Raw genomic sequence first — 439 nt, 5'->3', positions numbered from 1 at the left:
CCCCACACCGGGGCGGGGCCCCCGCGCGGGCCGGGCGGGTAGGAGTGGGCGGGGTGCCCGTGGTGCCCGGTGAACTGGGCGGGGGGCCTCACCGGGGGGGGGGCCGCGGCCGCCGGGACGACCGCGGCGACGGCGGGCACGGGGGCGGGCACGGCGGCCGGGACGGCGTCGGCGCTCTCCGCCTCGACCTCGGCCCGCCGCTCGTTGAGCCGTGCCTCCATGCGGCTCAGCCTGTTGCCGAGCCGGCCGAGCCAGCCTGCCCTCTTCGTCATGTCTTTCCTCTCCCCCGCCCGTGGACACACCTCGAAGACCGTACACGCGAGGAGCCCCCCCCCCCTATAGGGGGGGGGGGGGCGACGGGGTTTGCGGGGGGAGTAAAACCCCGTTGGCGGGGGGGACAAACACGCCCGCCCAGCCCGGGCGGTGCGCGCGGGGGGTG

Annotated in this window: 1 pseudogene; it reads right to left on the bottom strand. The window is 78.8% G+C overall.

The window, feature by feature from the left end:
* Nucleotides 1–272, bottom strand: a pseudogene (locus ACFXA3_RS31405) (hypothetical protein); the annotation flags it as partial.
* Nucleotides 273–439 lie beyond the last annotated feature (167 nt).

The organism is Streptomyces sp. NPDC059456, from assembly GCF_042750055.1.
Lineage (GTDB): Bacteria > Actinomycetota > Actinomycetes > Streptomycetales > Streptomycetaceae > Streptomyces.
This window is presented reverse-complemented; position numbering and strand designations above follow the sequence as displayed.